The sequence below is a fragment of the Candidatus Cyrtobacter comes genome (assembly GCF_034470605.1).
Classification (GTDB): Bacteria; Pseudomonadota; Alphaproteobacteria; order Rickettsiales; family Midichloriaceae; genus Cyrtobacter; species Cyrtobacter comes.
Map to the genome: position 1 here is coordinate 1 of NZ_JARGYT010000130.1, position 1887 is coordinate 1887.

The 1887-nt window shown below is 35.3% G+C and carries 1 protein-coding gene; it reads right to left on the bottom strand.

Annotated features, from left to right (window positions below):
- Window positions 1-66: 66 nt before the first annotated feature.
- Window positions 67-1647, bottom strand: a complete 1581-nt coding sequence (locus Cyrtocomes_RS05970; protein ID WP_322498275.1) for a flagellar biosynthesis protein FlhA — start codon at window positions 1645-1647, stop codon at window positions 67-69.
- Window positions 1648-1887 lie beyond the last annotated feature (240 nt).

Genomic DNA, 1887 nt, shown 5'->3' on the forward strand with positions numbered 1-1887 from the left:
GAAACAACCTTTTATCCATCTAAATACCATATTTATCGCCTCCAATATAATATTGCATCTTTTCCATTATTTGGCAAAACCTTTGTTAACAGTGCCTAATCTTTGCGCCTCTGAATAAGTGAGAAGCTCAGATATGTTTTCCTTAAGAAGCTCTGATAAATGGGTTACAACAACAGTAGATGGATCTGCAACCGTATACCCATTTAATACAGCTTCCTCTCTATCTATTTTATCAATCCACTTAGCTTTTAAACCAAATGCTGGCTCTATTGTATTATCACCATGCATTTTTATCTCATTCCCAGTAGGATCCATTATAAGCAACTTATTAGGCTTTAACTTACCTTTTCCTACCTCGATCTCTTTTATCTTCAGTATATATTCCTCTGCCCCTAGCTGTGCATTATCTTGTATTCTTACAGATGGGATTATTATACCTAGCTCTTTTGCAAACTGTTTTCTTAACCCCTTAATTTGATCTGTAATTTTGCTAGATGAAGCTTTTTCATTGGTCAAGGAAAGTAGCCCATACCCTAACTCAACTCTTATAACATCTATATTTGGTATAGAATCATCTGCCTGCTCACTCCGTTTTTGCTGCACGGATATAGAATCTTCTGATTTTTTTGTTTGTTCAAGAGGTAATTTAGTTTTATATAACAAGTATGCTGTTACACTTAAAATTGTACCAGCTATCATAAATTGTGCTGCCGGCGTACCTGGTATTACAGCCATAAAAAAAGCAAGCGATCCACTCACCGCTAAAGCCTTTGGATACCCCGCTAGTTGAGAGAATATTTCTTTATCCGCAGGCCCTTTATCTCCAGATTTTGTAACTAACAGAGCGGCCGCAATTGATACTATAAGCGCAGGTATCTGGCTTACCAAACCATCACCTATTGTTAGTATAGTATAGGTATGCAATGCTGTATCAAATGACATATTTTTTTGCACAACACCTATAACTATCCCAGCCACAAAATTAATAAATGTTATTAATAGCCCTGCCACAGCATCACCTCTCACAAATTTATTGGCACCATCCATTGCCCCTAAAAATGTGCTCTCATCTTCTAATACTTTTCTTCTTTTTTTTGCTTCATCTTGAGTAATTCCGCCAGATGATAAATCCGCATCTATTGCCATTTGCTTACCTGGCATTGAATCTAAACTAAATCTTGCCGCCACCTCTGCTATACGCCCAGAGCCCTTTGTTATTACAACAAAATTTATAATAGTAAGGATAGCAAAAACAATTGTACCTATTACAATAGACCCCTGCATAACAAAATAACCAAAAGCCTCCACAACGTGGCCAGCCGCACTTGTACCCAAATGCCCATTTGAAAGAATAAGCCTTGTTGTTGATACATTTAATGAAAGTCTTAAAACAGTTATAATCAGAAGTATGCTTGGAAACGAACTTAGATCTAATGGTTTTTCTATAAAAAGAACCGTCATTAATATAACAACAGAACATGAGATAGATATACTCAGTAGCATATCTAAGATAATTGCAGGTACTGGAAAAATCAGCACACCTATCATTAAGAGTATAGAGATTGCAAACAGCAAATCTCTATGTTTCAGGTATAACCCGGCATTAAAAAGATTTTTAAAGTTATTCTGGAAAGGTGTAGTTTTCATTACAGAAATAATAATTCTCCTATTAGCTTCGCTAACATATTATATTTATAATATGCATATCAAAAGCTTTTTCATCAATTAATTGTAGCTTATATTGCAAAAGTAGTAAAAAACCTAAAATACGTAGTGTTCATAATATATGTTTTTTGGATCTTAAGAACTCTCCATGGAGAGATTTGCCTCCTGCTTACGGATGTTGGAGTAATACGCGTTTTATAAGATGGAGAGACAAAGGCGTCT

What these genes read in the sequence shown, in the direction of transcription:
- Cyrtocomes_RS05970 (WP_322498275.1), bottom strand. Translation starts at nt 1,647, where the DNA reads ATGAAAACTACACCTTTCCAGAATAACTTTAAAAATCTTTTTAATGCC.